Annotated in this window: 18 protein-coding genes; 8 read left to right on the plus strand and 10 right to left on the minus strand. The window is 66.2% G+C overall.

Features of this window, described 5'->3' with window-relative positions; all coding sequences use genetic code 11:
- Nucleotides 1-13: 13 nt before the first annotated feature.
- The 6 genes from IEV62_RS15110 to rsmI form a co-directional block, all read right to left on the minus strand.
- Complete coding sequence (locus IEV62_RS15110; RefSeq protein ID WP_188448956.1) at nt 14-691, minus strand: type 1 glutamine amidotransferase domain-containing protein; 678 nt, start codon at nt 689-691, stop codon at nt 14-16.
- 87 nt (nt 692-778) lie between these two features.
- Nucleotides 779-1,378, minus strand: a complete 600-nt coding sequence (locus tag IEV62_RS15115; RefSeq protein ID WP_188448958.1) for a DedA family protein — start codon at nt 1,376-1,378, stop codon at nt 779-781.
- A gap of 190 nt (nt 1,379-1,568) precedes the next feature.
- Nucleotides 1,569-2,519 (minus strand): glutathione synthase, encoded by a 951-nt coding sequence (gene gshB / locus IEV62_RS15120; protein ID WP_188448960.1) that lies wholly within the window; start codon nt 2,517-2,519, stop codon nt 1,569-1,571.
- Nucleotides 2,520-2,653: 134 nt separating this feature from the next.
- Nucleotides 2,654-3,058 (minus strand): YraN family protein, encoded by a 405-nt coding sequence (locus tag IEV62_RS15125; RefSeq protein ID WP_188448962.1) that lies wholly within the window; start codon nt 3,056-3,058, stop codon nt 2,654-2,656.
- Nucleotides 3,059-3,257: 199 nt separating this feature from the next.
- Nucleotides 3,258-3,572, minus strand: coding sequence for a GIY-YIG nuclease family protein (locus IEV62_RS15130; RefSeq protein ID WP_188448964.1), 315 nt, complete (start codon nt 3,570-3,572; stop codon nt 3,258-3,260).
- A gap of 86 nt (nt 3,573-3,658) precedes the next feature.
- On the minus strand, nt 3,659-4,510 hold the full coding sequence (rsmI, locus tag IEV62_RS15135; RefSeq protein ID WP_188448966.1) for a 16S rRNA (cytidine(1402)-2'-O)-methyltransferase: 852 nt from the start codon (nt 4,508-4,510) through the stop codon (nt 3,659-3,661).
- An 11-nt stretch (nt 4,511-4,521) separates the two neighbouring features.
- Here rsmI and IEV62_RS15140 point away from each other — a divergent pair, with 11 nt between their 5' ends.
- Complete coding sequence (locus tag IEV62_RS15140) at nt 4,522-5,730, plus strand: penicillin-binding protein activator (protein WP_188448967.1); 1,209 nt, start codon at nt 4,522-4,524, stop codon at nt 5,728-5,730.
- A gap of 161 nt (nt 5,731-5,891) precedes the next feature.
- Here IEV62_RS15140 and hemW read toward each other — a convergent pair whose 3' ends face one another.
- Nucleotides 5,892-7,046, minus strand: coding sequence for a radical SAM family heme chaperone HemW (gene hemW, locus IEV62_RS15145; protein ID WP_188448969.1), 1,155 nt, complete (start codon nt 7,044-7,046; stop codon nt 5,892-5,894).
- Between the two features lie 38 nt (nt 7,047-7,084).
- Between hemW and IEV62_RS15150 the strand changes: the two genes are divergently transcribed.
- The gene (locus IEV62_RS15150; RefSeq protein ID WP_188448970.1) at nt 7,085-7,642 is read left to right on the plus strand and encodes a CAP domain-containing protein; all 558 of its coding nucleotides are present in this window, start codon (nt 7,085-7,087) and stop codon (nt 7,640-7,642) included.
- Nucleotides 7,643-7,654: 12 nt separating this feature from the next.
- Here IEV62_RS15150 and rdgB read toward each other — a convergent pair whose 3' ends face one another.
- Nucleotides 7,655-8,305 carry an RdgB/HAM1 family non-canonical purine NTP pyrophosphatase gene (rdgB, locus tag IEV62_RS15155; protein ID WP_188448973.1) on the minus strand — a complete coding sequence of 217 codons (651 nt, stop codon included), beginning with the start codon at nt 8,303-8,305 and terminating at the stop codon, nt 7,655-7,657.
- The gene (rph, locus tag IEV62_RS15160; RefSeq protein WP_188448975.1) at nt 8,302-9,018 is read right to left on the minus strand and encodes a ribonuclease PH; all 717 of its coding nucleotides are present in this window, start codon (nt 9,016-9,018) and stop codon (nt 8,302-8,304) included. The genes rdgB and rph overlap by 4 nt, the downstream gene beginning before the upstream one ends.
- Nucleotides 9,019-9,145: 127 nt before the next feature.
- On the opposite strand from rph, the gene IEV62_RS18365 reads away from it, so the two are divergent.
- The 6 genes from IEV62_RS18365 to IEV62_RS15190 all read left to right on the plus strand — a co-directional run bounded on the left by IEV62_RS18365 (nt 9,146) and on the right by IEV62_RS15190 (nt 16,277).
- Nucleotides 9,146-9,898 (plus strand): energy transducer TonB, encoded by a 753-nt coding sequence (locus IEV62_RS18365; RefSeq protein ID WP_188448977.1) that lies wholly within the window; start codon nt 9,146-9,148, stop codon nt 9,896-9,898.
- Between the two features lie 304 nt (nt 9,899-10,202).
- Nucleotides 10,203-11,246, plus strand: a complete 1,044-nt coding sequence (gene hrcA, locus IEV62_RS15170) for a heat-inducible transcriptional repressor HrcA (protein ID WP_188448979.1) — start codon at nt 10,203-10,205, stop codon at nt 11,244-11,246.
- 17 nt (nt 11,247-11,263) lie between these two features.
- Nucleotides 11,264-11,815 carry a nucleotide exchange factor GrpE gene (grpE, locus tag IEV62_RS15175; RefSeq protein ID WP_188448980.1) on the plus strand — a complete coding sequence of 184 codons (552 nt, stop codon included), beginning with the start codon at nt 11,264-11,266 and terminating at the stop codon, nt 11,813-11,815.
- A gap of 50 nt (nt 11,816-11,865) precedes the next feature.
- Nucleotides 11,866-12,045: a hypothetical protein gene (locus IEV62_RS15180; protein ID WP_188448982.1), complete on the plus strand. Its 180-nt coding sequence runs from the start codon at nt 11,866-11,868 to the stop codon at nt 12,043-12,045.
- On the plus strand, nt 12,042-13,274 hold the full coding sequence (locus IEV62_RS15185; protein ID WP_188448984.1) for a threonine synthase: 1,233 nt from the start codon (nt 12,042-12,044) through the stop codon (nt 13,272-13,274). The genes IEV62_RS15180 and IEV62_RS15185 overlap by 4 nt, the downstream gene beginning before the upstream one ends.
- A 102-nt stretch (nt 13,275-13,376) precedes the next feature.
- The gene (locus tag IEV62_RS15190) at nt 13,377-16,277 is read left to right on the plus strand and encodes a PAS domain-containing protein (protein WP_229733235.1); all 2,901 of its coding nucleotides are present in this window, start codon (nt 13,377-13,379) and stop codon (nt 16,275-16,277) included.
- 232 nt (nt 16,278-16,509) lie between these two features.
- Here IEV62_RS15190 and IEV62_RS15195 read toward each other — a convergent pair whose 3' ends face one another.
- Complete coding sequence (locus IEV62_RS15195; protein WP_188448988.1) at nt 16,510-17,655, minus strand: SET domain-containing protein; 1,146 nt, start codon at nt 17,653-17,655, stop codon at nt 16,510-16,512.
- Between the last annotated feature and the right edge of the window lie 83 nt (nt 17,656-17,738).

The raw sequence follows: 17,738 nt of genomic DNA on the forward strand, positions 1-17,738 counted from the left end.
GTGCCGAACGGTCTCAGGCCAGCGCCTCGACCAAGGCGGTCGCCGCCGCGCCCGACGATGCCGGGTTCTGCCCGGTGATGAGCAGGCCGTCACGCACGACGTTCACGCCCCAATCGCCGGTCTTCGAAAAGATGCCGCCATTTTGCGTCAGCATATCCTCGACCAGGAACGGCACGACATCGGTCAGCCCGACCGCCGCTTCCTCGGTGTTGGTGAAGCCGGTGACCTTCGTGCCGGAAACCAGCGGCGAGCCGTCGGCGGCTTGCACATGGCGCAGGACGCCCGGCGCATGGCAGACGAGTGCGACAGGCTTGCCCGCGGCGATCGCGCCTTCGATCAGCGCGCGCGAGGTGGCATCCTCGGCAAGATCCCACAGCGGGCCGTGCCCGCCGGGATAGAAGATCGCGTCGAAATCCGCGAGCTTGACCGAGTCGAGCCGGACGGTGTGCGCGAGCTGGGCGGTTGCCTCGGCATCGGCCTCGAAGCGGCGCGTATCGTCGGTCTTGGCGCTTTCGTCGGCGCTTTTGGGGTCGAGCGGTGGCTGTCCGCCCTTGGGCGAGGCGAGCGTCAGGTCGGCCCCGGCGGCCTTCAACACATAATAGGGTGCGGCCAACTCTTCGAGCCAGAAGCCGGTCTTGGCCCCGGTGTCCCCGAGTTGGTCGTGCGAGGTCAGGACGATCAGAATGTTCATGCGATTGGCTCCAGCGGTCACCCCCCGGCGAGGGTTGCCAGATAGGGGTGCACGCGCCCGGTTTCCACCGCAGCGCAGCAAATGACCTCAGCCGCGCGGTTTCCAGCGCAGCAGCCGCCAGACATAGCCGATTGCGATCGCGACGATCAGCGCGACCGCCGCCGGTCCGATAAACGCGTCGAGCTCGCGGAAATTGCTGCCGAGATAGTAACCGGCATAGGCAAGACCGGTGTTCCAGATCGCCGCGCCCGCTGCCGTCCACAGCAGAAATCGCCCCTGCGGCATCCGAGCCATGCCAGCGGGCAGCGACACCATCGTGCGGAAGGCGGGCATGAAGCGGAACACGAACACGACCCACTGCCCGTGGCGTTGGAAGAAGCGCTCCAATTGCAGCACATGCTCCCAATCGAGCGTCAGCCAACGGCCATAACGATCGACGAACGGGCGCAGTCGCTGATAGCCGAAGCGCCAGCCGATCGCATACCAGACATAATTGCCGACAACGGTGCCCGCCGTCCCGGCGACCACTAGCGGAACGATGCCCATTTGGCCGCGCGCGACCGCGATTCCACCGAGGCCCATGATGACTTCGGACGGGAAGGGCGGAAAGACGTTCTCCGCAACCATCAGCAGGAAGATGCCGAAATAGCCGCCCCAGGTGACAAGATCGATGATGATGTCGGTCATTCTTTCTTCCCCCCTCCCGCTTGCGAGTTCGCGGTCGACAGCGCCCCGCGCTGTCGAGGATGTGCAGGGGGCACATCCGACCCCGAACTGGGTTGGGGGAGGGGCTGTCGCTTAACGGACCTCTCGTCCGGCACTGCCCTCCCCCAGCCCCTCCCGCAAGCGGGAGGGGAGCAAGAAGAGGTCGGAGGGTTCACGCCGCGACTTTCCGTTCGATCGCGTCCCAGATCATCCCCGCAACATCGGTGCCGTCGAACGTCTCGATCGCGACGATGCCGGTCGGCGAGGTGACGTTGATCTCGGTCAGCCACTCGCCGCCGATCACGTCGATGCCGACGAACAGCAGCCCGCGCTTCTTGAGTTCCGGGCCGAGGACGGCGCAGATTTCGCACTCCTTCGCGGTCAGTTCGGTCGCGACCGCCGAGCCGCCGACCGCGAGGTTGGAGCGGATTTCGCCTTCGCCGGGCAAGCGGTTGATCGCGCCCGCCACTTCGCCATCGACCAGGACGATTCGCTTGTCGCCCTTCGCCACGGCGGGGAGGAACGCCTGCACCATATGCGGTTCGCGCCACATCGTGTTGAACACTTCGATCAGCGCCGACAGGTTCGCACCGTCCGATCCGACCTTGAAGATCGCCTTGCCGCCATTGCCGTGGAGCGGCTTCACCACGATCTCGCCATGCTTGGCGAGGAAGGCGCGCGCTTCGTCGAGGCTGCGCGTGACGAGCGTCGGCGGCATGAATTGGGGGTAGTCGAGCACGAACACCTTTTCGGGCGCGTTGCGGACGCTGGCGGGGTCGTTCACCACGAGCGTCTTGTGCGCGATGCGTTCGAGGAGATGCGTCGCGGTGATGTAGCCGAGGTCGAACGGCGGGTCCTGCCGCATCAGGATCACATCGGCCTCGTCGCCGAGATCGAGGCTGACGGGGTCGCCGAAGCTGTAGTGGTCGCCGACGACGCGCTGCACCGTCACCGGATCTGCCTTCGCCCAGACGCGACCGTCGGAATAATTCAAATCCTCGGCGGTGTAGTGGAACAGTCTATGCCCGCGTGCCTGCGCCGCCAGCATCAGCGCGAAGGTCGAATCGCCCGCGATGTTGATATGCGCGATCGGGTCCATCTGGACGGCGACGGTGAGGGACATGCACATTCTCCATTCCGCCCGTCACCTCGGCCTTGTGCCGGGGTCCACCGAGCGGCAAGCGGTGTCGCTTGATCGTTCAAGGGCGGGATGTGCGACACGGTGGACCCCGGCACAAGGCCGGGGTTACGATTTCCTTATGGCAGCCAAGCATTCTCGATATGCCGTGGCCGCGTGCCCGGCGCGATCAGGATCACGTCGACGCGGATGTCGTCGCCCGGATCGGCATAGCTCGGCATCAGATATTCCGCTGCGGCGGCGACGCGCGCGAGACGGCGTTCGTCGATCGCGAAATCGAGCTCGGCCGCGGTCTTGCGCGTTTTCACTTCGACGAAGGCGACGAGGTTGCCCTTCTTCGCGACCAAATCGACCTCTCCGGCGGGCGTGCGCACGCGCCGCGCGAGGATGCGCCAGCCCTTGAGGCGCAGCCACCACCCGGCGAGCCGCTCCCCGCGACGGCCGGAGGCTTCGGCGGCTTGGCGTGTAGGATTCCCCTCCCGCTTGCGGGAGGGGCTAGGGGAGGGGTTGTTGAGACGGGGCACAGCCCTGACATGCCCTCCCCCAACCCAGGGACGCAATCCCCTTGGTCGAAACTGCCCCCGGCAGTTTCTGAACCATGCCGGGGGCATGGTTCACCAAGGGGATTGCGTCACTCGCAAGCGGGAGGGAAGTAACAGGGGCTCACGCTTTCAACCTCAAACTCGTCACCCCGGCCTCGTGCCGGGGTCCACCGTGCCGAGATCACGCTGTCACGGGCGAAAGGCCAAGCCCAACCGCGAGATCATTCCACGCCGGATTTTCACGCTCGATGAGGTTGCGCTTCCAGTCTCGCCGATAGCGCTTCAATTGCTTTTCGCGCGCAATTGCGGCCTCCATGGTTTCGGCAATCTCGAAATAGACCAGGCGCTTGATCCTGTATTTCTTGGTATGCCCGTCGAATGTCCCGGCGCGATGTTGCAAGATCCTGCCGATCAGGTTTGACGTGACGCCGACGTACAGCGCTCCGTTGTATCCGCTTGCCACAATGTAGACGCAGGGGATGCGCTCGATCGTCATGCTTAGCATCGTGCTGCGCGGTGGACCTCGGCACAAGGCCGGGGTGACGGAGAAGGGGCTTACAGTCTAAGGCCGCAATCAGACCCTCACCCAACCCCCTTCAACTCAAGCGCCCGTGCGTACAGCGCCTTGCGATCCACCCCCAGCGCCTTGGCCACTTCGCTCGCCGCTTGGCCGGTTGAGAGGCGGGTCAGCGCTTCGGCGAGCGCCGCGTCGGCGTCCGCTGCGCTTGCCGCCTCGGGCGCGCCGGGTGGGGCGATGACCAGCACGATCTCGCCCTTGGGTGGGGCGTCGGCGTAGCGGGCGGCGAGGTCGGACAGGGTGCCCGTTACCGCTTCCTCGAAATGTTTGGTGATTTCGCGCGTGACCGCTGCCTCGCGGTCGCCGAGACCCTCGGCGAGCGCGCCAAGCGTCGCCGCCAGACGCGGACCCGATTCGTACAGCACCAGCGTCGCGCGAATCCCCGCGACTTCGGCGATCGCCGCGGCGCGGGCTTGCGCCTTGGATGGTAGGAAGCCGATAAACAGGAAACGGTCGGTCGGTAACCCGGCCAGCGTCAGCGCCGCGACCGCCGCGCACGGGCCGGGAATCGTCCAAACGGTATGCCCGGCCGCGCGCGCGTCGCGGACCAATTTATAGCCGGGATCGGAAATCAGCGGCGTGCCCGCGTCCGACACCAACGCCACCGCCTCCATGCCCATCCGCGCGATCAGGCCGGGGCGGACGTCCTCGGCATTATGGTCGTGATACGGTGTCATCGGGCGCTTGACGCCGATATGGTTGAGCAGCTTGCCCGTCACGCGGCTGTCTTCGACTGCGATTACAGCGGCATGGCTCAGGATATGCGCGGCGCGGGGCGACAGATCACCGAGATTGCCGATCGGGGTGGCAACGATGTAGAGGCCTGGAGCCAAGTGGGGCGCAAGTTCAGAGGTCATCAGGAGCGGTCATGGCAGAGCGGGTATCGATAGGGCAATCACCCAGTGCATGGCGGCGCTTCGCGGCGGCCGCGGTTGCGGCGGGCGCGCTCGTGCTCGGCGGCTGTCAAACGGTCGTTCCGCGCGGCCCGGCGCCGGTACGGCGTCCGCCGGTGGTGCGGCCGACGCAACCGCAGCAGCCGGTGGTGGAACAGGGCATTCCCAAGGATACGCAGCGGCACCGCGTCGCGTTGCTCGTCCCGCTGTCAGGCCCCAATGCCGGCGTCGGGCAGAGTCTGGCCAATGCGACTCAGTTGGCGCTGCTCGATTCGAGCAACGATCGCGTCCGCATCACCAGCTATGACACCGCGAGCGGTGCCGCACTCGCCGCGCAAAAGGCGCTGGCCGATGGTGCGCAACTGATTCTCGGGCCGTTGCTGGCTGAAGACGTGCGCGTGGTCACACCGATCGCGCGCCGCGCCGGGGTGCCGGTCGTCAGTTTCTCCAACGATTCGTCGGCGGCCGGGAACGGCGCCTATTTGATGGGCTATGTGCCAGCACAATCGGTTGCGCGGGTAGTGAATTACGCGACCGACAAGGGCGTGACGAGCTTCGGCGCGCTGGTACCGAATGGCACTTATGGCGAACGCGCTTCGACCGCATTCCTGCGCGCAGTCGAGGCGGCGGGCGGGCGAGTCGGGTCGCTGCAGACCTATGATCGTGCCGCAGGATCGATGACCGCGGCGATCATCCGCATGACCAAGAGCGCGCCCTATCAGGCGATTCTGATCGCCGATGGCGGCAGCATGGCGGCGGCGGGTGTGCCGGTGCTGCACAAGAACGGCATGGGCGGCGCGCGCGTGCTCGGTACCGAATTGTGGAATTCGGAAAGCGCGATTGCGAGCAAGCCTGCGCTGGAAGGCGCGTGGTTCGCGAGCGTCTCGGACGGGCTGTACCGCCAATATGCCACCAAATATCGGGCGCGCTTCGGCACCGCGCCGTTCCGTTTGTCGAGCCTTGGCTATGATGCGGTGCTGCTGACGATCCGCATCATGCGCGATTGGCCGATCGGCGCGCCGTTCCCGGAGGATCGTCTGCACGACCGCGGCGGCTTTGCCGGGATCGATGGCGCGTTCCGCTTCGGCCGCGACAATGTCGCCGAACGCGCGCTGGAAGTACAGGAGATCCGCGGCGGCACGACGGTGACGGTGTCGCCTGCGCCGGGTGGGTTTGAGGAGTAACGGGGGAGCCGCTCCCCTGCTTTCGCTACCTTTCCTTTTCGCTTCCCCGGCGAAGGCCGGGGCCCAGTTGCGAGCGCTTCGGGGTTCGAACGCTGTGCGCCGTTTCCGTCGACGTCACAACTGGGTCCCGGCCTTCGCCGGGGAAGGGTTAAGGTTCGGGTTTATCCCCGCACTACCAGCGGCAAGATCGCGTCGAGCAAGAGCATCCCCGCATCGGTGACCGTAAGCCGGTCCCCGTCGCGCGCGAGCAAACCTTGCGCCGCCAGCTTTGCCGCAGCGTCCCAGTCGATCAACGCCGTCACCGATGTCTCCCCCAAGCCCGCGATCCGCGCGAGATCGACGCCCTCGCGCAGCCGCAGCCCCATCAGCAACGCCTCGGTCGCGCGCTCGGACGCGATCAGCGGTTCCTCGATTTGCGCGCCATGGCCGTTGCGCGCGACGGCGGCGATCCAATTCTCCGGCTTCTTGTGCCGCGCCGTCGCGAGGCCGCTGCGCCGCCCGTGCGCGCCGGGGCCGATTCCGGCATAATCGCGGTAGCGCCAGTAAACGAGGTTGTGGCGGCTCTCGGCGCCCAACCGCGCATGATTGGAGATTTCATAGGCCGGCAGGCCCGCCGCCGCCGTCATCGCCCGCGTCAGTTCGAACAGATCGGCGGCATCGTCCCCGCTCGGGATCGTGATCCGTCCCGCGGCCGCTTCGGTCGCAAAGCGCGTGCCCGGCTCGATCGTGAGCTGGTAGAGCGAGAGATGCTCGGTCCCGAACGCCAGCGCGCGGGCCAGCTCGGCCTCCCATGCGGCGAGGCTCTGGTCGGGCCGGGCATAGATCAGGTCGAAGCTTACGCGGGCAAACGCGGCTTGCGCGGTGTCGAGCGCGGCGAGTCCCTCGGCCACGTCGTGCGCGCGCCCGAGGAAGGCGAGCGCGGCATCGTCGAGCGCCTGCAGCCCGAGCGACACGCGGTTGACCCCGGCCGCCGCGATATCGGCGAAGCGCGCCGCCTCGACCGAGGAGGGATTGGCCTCGAGCGTGATTTCGATATCGCGCTCGGCTGGCCAGTATCGGGTCGCGGCGTCGATCACCGCCGCCACAGTTGCGGGTGGCATCAGCGACGGGGTGCCGCCACCGAAGAAGATCGACCCGAGCCGCCGTCCGGGGAGTGCTGCCGCCTCATAGGCGAGATCGGCGAGCAGCGCGTCGCGCCACGCCGCCTGATCGACGCTTGCGCGGACATGGCTGTTGAAATCGCAATACGGACATTTCGACACGCAAAACGGCCAATGGACGTAGAGCGCGAGCGGGGGCATTTCGGCGGCGTTCATCGCGCGGTGCTATGCGCGTCGCGAGGAGATTGGGAAAGATGCGGTTTCTGGGCTTGGCTTTGCTGTTGATCGGGTGTTCCGCGCCATCGGACGACCGGCCGCCGCGGATCATCGAGCCGCGACCCGACGCTGCTTCGGCCCCGCGCGGCGAATCGCTGCTGCAGCGGGCGATGCTCGTTGAGCACAATGCCGCGCGCGCTGCGGTCGGGGTGCCGCCGCTGACCTGGAGCGACGATCTTGCGCGCGACGCAGCGCGCTATGCCGCGGTTCTCGCCGCGAGCGAGGATTTCAAGCATTCGACCGAACCACGCGGTGCGGTCCCAGAGGGCGAAAACCTCTTCATGGGTTCGCGCGGGGCGTATCGCTACGATGAGATGGCGCGGCTGTGGGTCGATGAGGGTCGCGCTTACACCGGCGGCGCGATCCCGAACATCAGCCGCACCGGGCGCTGGCAGGATGTCGGGCATTACACGCAGATCATCTGGCGGCGCACGACGCAGGTCGGCTGTGCGCTGGCAAGCAGCCGCCGCGACGATTATCTCGTGTGCCGCTACACGCCGCCGGGGAATGTCTGGGGTCGGCGCGCGGGGGATTAGCGTGCGAAGGCCTTAGAGCACCGCTGCGATCAACTGAGTGAAGGCCTTGGCGCGGTGGTTGTTCGCCTGCTTTTCCTCGAACGGCATTTCGGCGAAGGTCCGCGTGTCGCCTTCCGGCACGAACATCGGGTCATAGCCGAAGCCCATGCTCCCACGTGGCGGCCAGATCAGCGTGCCGTCGATGCGGCCTTCGAACCATTGGACATGGCCGTCGGGCCAGGCGAGCGCGAGCGTGCTGACGAAATGCGCCGAGCGGCTGGTGTCGGGGCCGAGCGCGGTGAGTTTGTCCTCGACCTTGCCCATCGCCAGCGCCCAGTCGCGCGTGCCGTCGGCCGTTTCGGCCCAATTGGCGGTGTAGACGCCGGGATCGCCGCCCAGCGCATCGACGCACAGGCCGCTATCGTCGGCGAGCGCGGGGAGGCCCGACAGGTCGGCGGCGTAGAGCGCCTTCAGCTCGGCATTGGCGACGAAGGTCGTGCCGGTTTCCTCAGGCTCGGGCAGATCGAGATCGCCCGCCGCAATCGCGTCGATGCCGAACGGCGCGAGCAGCGCGCGGATTTCCTTTACCTTGCCGGCATTGTGCGTGGCGATCACGAGCTTGCCGGGGGCGAGCTTGCGAATCGCTTGCGGTGCGACTTCGCCTTCTGGTTCGGGGGGCGTCATTTTGCGACAGCCCGGGCTTGTGCAGCGAAGATATCGGTGCAGCCGATGCGCGCCAAGCGAAGCAAGCGCAGCAGCGCTTCCTCGTCATAGGTCGCGCCCTCGGCGGTCGCCTGCACTTCGGCGATGTTGCCGTTTTCGAGCAGCACGAAATTGGCGTCAGCGTCGGCGTTCGAATCCTCGTCATAATCGAGATCGAGCACCGGCGTGCCCTTGAAAATGCCGCACGAAATCGCCCCGACTTTCTGTGTCAGCGGATCGGCGCTGAGCTTGCCGCTCGCCATCAGCCCGTCGATCGCGAGCCGCAGCGCGACCCACGCGCCCGAGATCGACGCGGTACGCGTGCCGCCATCGGCCTGGATCACGTCGCAATCGAGCACGATCTGGCGTTCACCGAGCAGTTTGAGGTCGGTGACGGCGCGGAGCGAACGGCCGATCAGCCGCTGGATTTCCTGCGTGCGGCCCGATTGCTTGCCCTTGGCGGCTTCGCGGCTGCCACGGGTGTGCGTGGCGCGCGGCAACATGCCATATTCGGCGGTGACCCAGCCTTCGCCCTTGCCGCGCAGGAACGGCGGGACCTTTTCCTCGATCGAGGCGGTGACGAGCACCTTGGTGTCGCCAAAACCGATCAGCACCGATCCCTCGGCATGTTTGGTGAAGCGCGGTTCGATGCTGATCGTGCGCATCTGGTCGGGGGTGCGGCCTGAGGGGCGCATGGGGAATCTCCTGGAAATGATCGTGTCGCCCTACCCGTGCGTTGGGTGAGTGTCACCCTTGGAAGTTCGGGTCTTGGCAGGGGGTGGCGACAGACCACATTCAGCGTGGAAGGTGCAGGCGGACGGTATGACGGGCTACGGATCAACGCAGGCAGACCGGGTCAAAAGCGCAGGCGCTGCGGCGGCGCTGGTCGCGCTGATCGGCTATGGCCTGATCGCTGGGCTTGGGGTCGGCGTTTCGCGGCGGATCGTCGAGCAATTGACCGTTGTGGCACTCCTGCCTGACAGCGCGCCGCCCAAGCCCGATCCGGTGCGTGCGCCCAAGCAAGCCGAAAAGCGCACGGAGGGGGCGGCGTCGCCGCGGAACATGCGATCGAAAGCGACCGAGCTCGTCGCGCCGTTGGTGCCGATCCTGATCCCGCAACCCGCGCCAGTGGTGGTTTCGCCGGTTGCCGGGTTGGGCAGCGATCGTTCGGCCGGGGCGGCGCCGGTCGTCGGTCCCGGAACCGGGAGCGGCGGGCAGGGCAATGGCTTGGGCAGCGGCGATCGCGGCGACGGCGATGGCGGCGGTGGCGGGACCGAGGCCGAACTGGTCAGTAACAAGCTGCGCTATAAGGATCTGCCGCGTGTCTTGTGGGATACGCATGCCGCCGGAATCGTTACCTATCGCGCGACGATCGGCATCAACGGGCGGCTGAGCGATTGCCGGGTGACACGGACGAGCGGCAATGCCGCGCTCGATGCCGCGACGTGTGCGCTGGCGCTGCGGCACGTCCGTTTCCGTCCGGCGCGTGACGAGAACGGCCGGAAAGTTACCGACGTCGCGCTGTTCGAACAGGAATGGACGGTGGAGCGGCGCGAGGGCGCAGAGGATCGATAGAAGATTTTCTCACACAAAGACGCGAAGGCGCGAAGAGAAGAAGGTTGGTTCGCGCAGAGGCGCAGAGGACGCGGAGGTGTTTCGCTTTCGGCTGGCGATCGGGAGACTTCGTTAGTGCGGGTTGAGCGCTGCCGCGCTCGTTTTTCATTTTTTCTTGCTTCTTCTCCGCGTCCTTCGCGCCTCTGCGCGAACCAACCTTCTTCCGCGCTTTCGCGCGGCGCTTCCGCTTCGCGTCTTCGCGTGAAAACCTGCCTACCCCGCACGCAGTTGAGCCTTGTCCCGATAAGCCCCATATATCCTCCCAATGGCCCTGCCCCCGATCACCGAACTGAACGACCGCGCGCGCGACGTGTTTCGCGTGGTGGTCGAGAGCTATCTCGATACCGGTGCGCCGATCGGGTCGCGCACCATCGCGCATCTTTCGGGTCTGAACCTCTCGCCTGCCTCGATCCGTAATGTGATGCAGGATCTTGAGGAACTGGGACTGCTCGCCGCACCGCATACCAGTGCCGGGCGAATGCCGACCGATATCGGCCTCAGGCTGTTCGTCGATGGGATGATGCAAGCGCTCGAACCTTCGGCCGAGGAACGCGCCGCGATTTCCGCGCAGATCGTGCAATCCGGCCCAGTCGAGCACGCCATCGCCGCGACCACCGCGGCGCTGTCCGGCCTGTCGGCCTGCGCGGGGATGGTGATGGTCGCCAAGCGCGAACTCGTGCTGCGCCAAATGAGCTTCGTGGCGTTATCGACCAACCAGGCGCTCGCGGTGCTGGTCGGCGAGGACGGGTCGGTCGAAAATCGCGTGATCGATTTGCCGTCGGGCTTGCCGCCCTCCGCCTTGGTCGAGGCGGGCAATTATATGAGCGCGATGTTCGGCGGGCTGACCCTGATCGAGGCACGCGCGCGGATCGAGCGCGAACTCGTCGCCGAACGCGCCGAGCTCGACGGTGCGGCGCGGACGCTGATCGAGCGCGGTCTCGCCATTTGGAGCGAGGATACCGACCGCCGCCCGGTGCTGATCGTGCGCGGGCAAGCGCGGCTGATCGACGATGCCGCCGCCGCCGATCTCGAACGCGTGCGCGATTTGCTCGACGATCTGGAGGGCAAGCAGGAAATCGCGCGGCTGCTCGATTATGCCAGCGCCGGGGATGCGACGCGGATCTTCATCGGTGCCGAAAACAAATTATTCTCACTGTCGGGATCGTCGGTCATCGCCAAACCGTTCCGGGGATTGGACGGTCGTGTGGTCGGTGTGGTCGGCGTGATTGGTCCGACTCGGTTGAACTATGCGCGCGTCGTGCCCATGGTGGATTATACCGCCGCGACACTCGCGCGGCTGATGCGATAATAGGATAGTTTGACGATATGATCGAAGACGAGAAGATCGACATCACCACCACCGCGGACCTGCGTGATGAGACGGCGGCCGAAGCTCCCGAGGTTGCGCAGCATGACGCAAGCGCGAAGCTGGCCGAGGAACTGGCCGAAGCAAAATCGGCTTTGCTCTACGCCCATGCCGAGGCGCAGAACATGCGCCGTCGCGCCGAAAAGGAAGCTGCCGACGCGCGCGCCTATGCCGCCACCGCCTTCGCGCGCGACCTGTTGTCGGTTGCCGATAATCTCGCGCGCGGGCTGGAAGCGATTCCGGCCGACCTGCGCGCCGATGAGAAGATGAAGGGCCTCGTCGCCGGTCTCGACGCGACGGGGCGCGAGATGGAAGCGGTGTTCCAGCGCCACGGCATCAAGAAGATGACGACGGTCGGCGAAAAGCTCGACCCCAATTTCCACCAGGCGATGTTCGAAATCCCGAGCGATCAGCCGGTCGGCACGATCGTGCAGGAAATGCAGTCGGGCTATATGATCAAGGACCGGCTGCTGCGGCCTGCGCTGGTGGGTGTGGCGAAGGCGGCCGGGTAAGCGTGGCGGCGGTACCCCGGTCAGAACCTCGGCCGGTCAATCCGGCGTTGATGTTTGGCCTGGTCGCCGTCCCGGCCTTTTTCGTCTGGTTCCTGTTTCTGCCCGGCTATGGCCGCAGCCTGCGCATCGTCGCCCTCGTTTATGCGTTCATGCCTTTAATCTTTGCGGGTGTCGGCATGGCGGTCTGGCTGGTGTTTTGGGCGTTTCTGAAGATCGCGAGTAGCTTATGACGATCAATTCCAACCTTACCGCCGACCGCGCGACCTTCGTCACGCATCTCGAATGTTCGATGACGGGCGAGCGCTACGACGCCGACACGCTCCAAGGCCTGTCGCGCGTCGGGCGGCCTTTGCTGGTACGCTACGATCTCGATGCGATCCGCGCGGCGATCCCCAAAGCGATGATCGCCGCACGGCAGACCGATCTGTGGCGCTGGCGCGAGCTGCTGCCGGTGCGACACACCGCCAACATTGTCAGCCTTGGCGAAATCGAAACGCCGCTCATCCCCATCCCGCGGTCTTCGGGCAGCCCCAACGTGCTGGTCAAGGACGAGGGGCGCTTGCCGACCGGCAGCTTCAAAGCGCGGGGCCTTGTCATGGCGGTGGCTATGGCGAAGGAGCTTGGCGTTACCAAAATCGCGATGCCGACCAATGGCAATGCCGGGGCGGCGCTCGCGGCGTATGCGACGCGTTGCGGGATCGAGACGATCGTCTTCTGTCCGGACGACACGCCCGAGATCAACGTCCGCGAAATCCAGGCGCAGGGCGCACGCGTGTACCGCGTCAACGGCTTGATCGACGATTGCGGCGCGATCGTCGGCAAGGGTGCCGCCGAGGGGCGCTGGTTCGATTTCTCGACGCTCAAGGAGCCGTATCGGATCGAGGGCAAGAAGACGATGGGGCTCGAACTCGCCGCGCAATTCGGCTGGAAGCTGCCCGATGCGATCTTCTACCCGACTGGCGGCGGTACCGGCATGATCGGCATGTGGAAGGCGTTCGACGAACTCGAACAGCTCGGCTGGATCGGGCCGGCGCGCCCGCGCATGTACGCCGTGCAAGCGAGCGGCTGCGCGCCGATCGTGCGCGCGTTCGAAGCGGGGCTGGAACATGCCGAACGCTGGGAAGACGCTGCCACCGTCGCCGCGGGCATCCGTGTCCCGAAAGCGGTTGGCGATTTCCTGATTCTCAGCGCGGTGCGGGAAAGCGGCGGCAAGGCGCTCGGCGTCGGCGATCCCGCGATCCTCAAGGCGGTCGACGATTGTGCGCGCAAGGACGGGCTGCTGCTCTGCCCCGAAGGCGGCGCGACATTGGCGGCCTATACGGAGGCGCTGCGCACCGGCGAGGTCGATGAGGAGGAGCGCGTCGTGCTGTTCAATTGCGCGACCGGGCTCAAATATCCGATGCCCGAGGCCAACGCCACGCTCGACCGGTTCGCGCCGATCGATCTCGCCGCGTTGTAGCTGGCGGAACATCGACGGTGCTGGCATGTTGGATCAGTGCGAGATGATGTTCCTATGACGCCCGATCCGACTACCACGACAGAACCGTCGCAGGAGACGGCGATGGGGTTTCTGGACGGCGGCGGCGAGGTCGGGGCGTTGCTGCGCGCATTCGATTGGGATGGGCATCCCTTGGGCCGGCCCGATCGCTGGCCCTCGGCCTTGAAGCTGAGCGTCAGCCACTGCCTGCATTCCAGCTTCCCGACCGCGATCTATTGGGGGCCGGAGTTTCGCTTGCTCTACAACGATGCGTGGACGGTGCTGGCGGAGAACCATCCGTGGGCGCTGGGCCGTCCGGCGGCGGAGGTTCGGCCCGATATCTGGCCCGTGCTTGGCCCGCAATTTGCCGCCGTGCTCGCGTCGCGGCGGGGTGTGGCGCATGTTGCGCAGCGTTTGATGATGCTGCGCGGTGGCGTCCCGACCGAGACGTTCTGGACCTATAACAGCTCGCCGATCCTCGATGAACATGGCGTTCCCTACGGTATCCTCAACCAAGGCCTCGAAGTCACCGGGCAAGTCGTCAACGAACGTGCTTTGCGCACAGCCAAGGAGGAACGCGAGTTCATTCTGACGCTGACAGAACAGCAGCGCGCGCAGGCCGATCCCGATGATGTGATGCAATTGACCGCCGATGCGGTGGGTAAGTATCTCGGCGTCGACCGTGCTGGTTTCTTCGAAATCCTGCCGGGCGATGTGCTGCGCTACGGTGCTTGCTGGGTGAGCGAGCGCCTGCCGCCGTTGACGGGGACCATGCCGTCGGCGGTGTTCGGCGCGCGGCTCGGCGCCACGATCCGCAGCGGGGGAACGCTGGTGTTTGCGGCCCCCGGCGATCCGGACGCGCCGGACCAGACCGCACTCGATCTGACCGGCACGCGCGCCGGGATCAGCGTGCCGCTGGTGCGCGGCGGCGCGTGGCAGGGCGCTTTCTACCTCAGCAACGCGGCCCCGCGCGACTGGACCCGCGGCGAGATTGCGCTGGTCGAGGAAGTGGCGGAGCTCAGCTGGGACGCGGTCGCCCGCGTGCGCGCGACCGCGCGGCTCCAGGCGATCAATGTCGGGCTGAAGGACGAAATCGCCGCGCGGACCGCCGAACGCGATAATCTGTGGGAGGTCAGCAACGATCTGCTTGGCATTGCCGATCATGACGGCGTGTGGATCGCGGTCAATCCGGCGTGGGAACGCTTGCTCGGCTGGAGCGCGGCGGAGATTATCGGGCGCGACACGCAATGGCTGCGGCATCCCGATGACCATAATGGCAGCGCGGCGGAGCAAGCCGCGATCGCCGCGCCGGGCACCGCCCAACGCCTCGAGAAACGCTTGCGGACGCGCGACGGCAGCTATCGCACGCTGGCGTGGCAGACGATCCTGTTTGACGACCGGCTCTACACCAACGCGCGCGACGTGACCGAGGAGCGGCGCCAGCAAGCCGCATTGATCGCTGCCGAAAAACGGACGCGGATGGTGCTGGAGGCGATGGATGGCATGGGGGTGTGGACCTATGATGCTGCCGCCGATCGTTTCTACAGCGACCCCGGTTTCGCGGCGTTGCACGGCTTTGCGCCACAGGAAGCCGGGCCGGGTCGGACGATGGCCGAGATCCTCCAGCGGATCCATCCCGATGACGTGCCGCGTACCCATGCCGCGATCGCGAAATCGCGCGAAACCGGCGAGGACAGCGAGAACGAGTATCGCGTTGTCCTGCCCGATGGCACGATCCGCCACATCCTGTCGCGCAGCCATGTCCTGCGCGACGCGCACGGGCGGCTCGAACAGGTGATCGGCGTGGGGGTCGATGTCAGCCGGCAACGCGAGCTCGAAGACCGTTTGCGCCAATCGCAGAAGATGGAGGCAGTCGGGCAACTCACCGGCGGATTGGCGCATGATTTCAACAATTTGTTGACGGGGATTTCGGGTGCGCTCGAATTGATGCAGCTTCGCCTCAAACAGGGGCGGATCGATGATTTGCCGCGCTATATCGGCGCGGCGCAGACCAGCGCCGGTCGCGCGGCGGCGCTGACGCACCGGCTGCTCGCTTTTTCGCGCCGTCAGCCGCTCGATCCGCGACCGGTCGACGTGGCGCAGCTGATCGCGGGGATGGCGGATCTGCTGCGCGGGACGCTGGGGCCGGGGATTGCGCTGGAAATGCAGGTCGATCCTGCCACCTGGCCGATCCTGGCCGATGGCAACCAGCTTGAGAATGCGTTGCTCAACCTGTGCATTAACGCGCGCGATGCGATGCCCGAGGGCGGCACGGTCACGATCGCGACGGGCGAGGAATGGCTCGACGCGGCGGGCGCGGCCGAGCGCGATTTGCCGCCGGGGCCTTATCTCACGCTGTGCGTGATCGACACGGGAACGGGGATGAGCGCCGACGTGATCGAACGCGCGTTCGATCCGTTCTTTACGACCAAGCCGATGGGGCAGGGGACCGGGCTTGGCCTGTCGATGATCTATGGCTTTGTCCGGCAATCGGGCGGCCACATCCAGATCCGCTCGATCCCGGGCGAAGGCACGACAATGTGCTTGTTGCTGCCGCGGCACTATGGGGCGGTGGCCGGAACCGCGATCGGCGTGGGCGTGGCGTTGGTGGCGGAGGGTGCGGGGGAGACGGTGCTCGTGGTCGATGACGAACCCGGCGTGCGGATGCTGGTCACCGAAGTGCTCGGCGAACTGGGCTATGCCACGCTGGAGGCGGAGACGGGCGCGGAGGCGCTGGAGCTGCTCGCCGCTGCCGCGCGAATCGATCTGCTGATCACCGATGTGGGGCTGCCCGGCGGGATGAACGGCCGGCAAGTGGCGGACGCCGCGCGCGTTGCGCGGGCCGGTCTACCGGTGCTGTTCATCACCGGCTTTGCGGAAAATGCGGTGGTGGGCGACGGGCCGCTGGAGCCGGGGATGGCGCTGATCGCGAAGCCGTTTGCGATGGAAACGCTTGCGGCGCGGGTGCGGGAGATGTTGGGGTAGGGGTGGGTAGCGCCCAAATTCAGACATCTTCACCGTCACCCCGGCGTTGTGCCGGGGCCCACCGTGCAGCGTCGCATGCCGCTTGAGGCGGAAGCATAGTCGTTGGCGCGGCTTGGTCCGCCAAACCCACTAATGCTGAGGGTGTGGCCGGGTGGACCTCGGCACGAGGCCGGGGTGACGATTGCAGGTGGTATGCGGCTTCAATCCCGGAAATCTCACCTTAAGCATGAAGCTAAGCCGCCCGATCCCGCGGCCCGGCCACCTCATCCCGCCGCCGCAGATACGGCGCGACCAGGTTCCGCGCGCGGAACCATTCCTGCCGCTCGGGCGACAGCGTCGCGAAATTGCCGATGACGCGGCGGCACTCAGGCGCGCGGCATTGGCAGATCATGTGCCAGTTCGATTCGGCCAAAGTGGTCGAGTAATCCCAGGCAATCTCCTCCCCCGGTGTGATGGTGCGGATCGCGACCAGCGTTACGCTGCCGCCCGCAAAACGCAGGCCCGCATTGGGCGCGCAGCTATGGTTGATCAGATCGTCGATCCGCCCCGACGGGCCCATATAATGCTGCGGTGTGACTTGGACGAAGCGGTCGCTGCTGCCGCGCATCAGGCTCGGCACGCGGTCGGCGCGGAAGCGGCGGCCGGTGAAGCGGATGATTTCGTCGCCCTCGGCAAAGCCTTGCGCGGCGTGGACCGCCTTGCCGAGATGCGTCTCGCCGACCGAGAACAGGCTGGCTGCCGGGCTATAGGCGTCGAGCACATAGAGCCGCCCGTTCTTGAAACCGAGCGAGCGAAGCGGGTTGATCGTGGCGAGGCCGACCATGAACCACACGGTCGCGTGGCACAGCAATTCGACCAGGATATAGGCATATTCGCCGACTTGTTGATTGCCGCCGCGCGTCGCGACCAGCAGCGTGGCGAGATCGCCCACCGCCCACAGCCCCCAGGCAGGCGAGCGTTCGCGGTTGCGGTCCTGCGCCACGCTTTGCCACGTTGGCCAGAAACTGATCGGCACGGCGGCGACCACCAGCATGTGCGCCCAGAAGGCGTTGCGCGAGACGATCCACAGCGTCAGCGCAGCGAGGCACGCGGCGGTGCAGAGCACTTCGCCTTGCGACGGCGCGCTCCACACCGATCGCCGCCAGATGCCGATGGTCACCGCGACGCACGCCAGCGCCGAAAACGCGAAGACCCAGCCTTGTAAAGCGCCGGGATTGACTGCGGCATAGGTGACCGCCTCGACCGCCGTCGCCGCGCTCCAGATCAGCCAGGATGCGCGATTGGGCTGCACCAATTGCCGCCGCAGCCCGGTCAGATACAGCGCGTATCCGGTCAGGCTGCATCCGACGGCAATGAAGAACCAGGGATCGATCGCCATGCCCGCTTAATCTTATGGTTAAGGCAAGGCTTACGCTCTTCGCCGACTCGCGTCCACAAAAACCGAGGAGTCAGCGCGAGTCG

The organism is Sphingomonas psychrolutea, from assembly GCF_014636175.1.
Lineage (GTDB): Bacteria > Pseudomonadota > Alphaproteobacteria > Sphingomonadales > Sphingomonadaceae > Sphingomonas > Sphingomonas psychrolutea.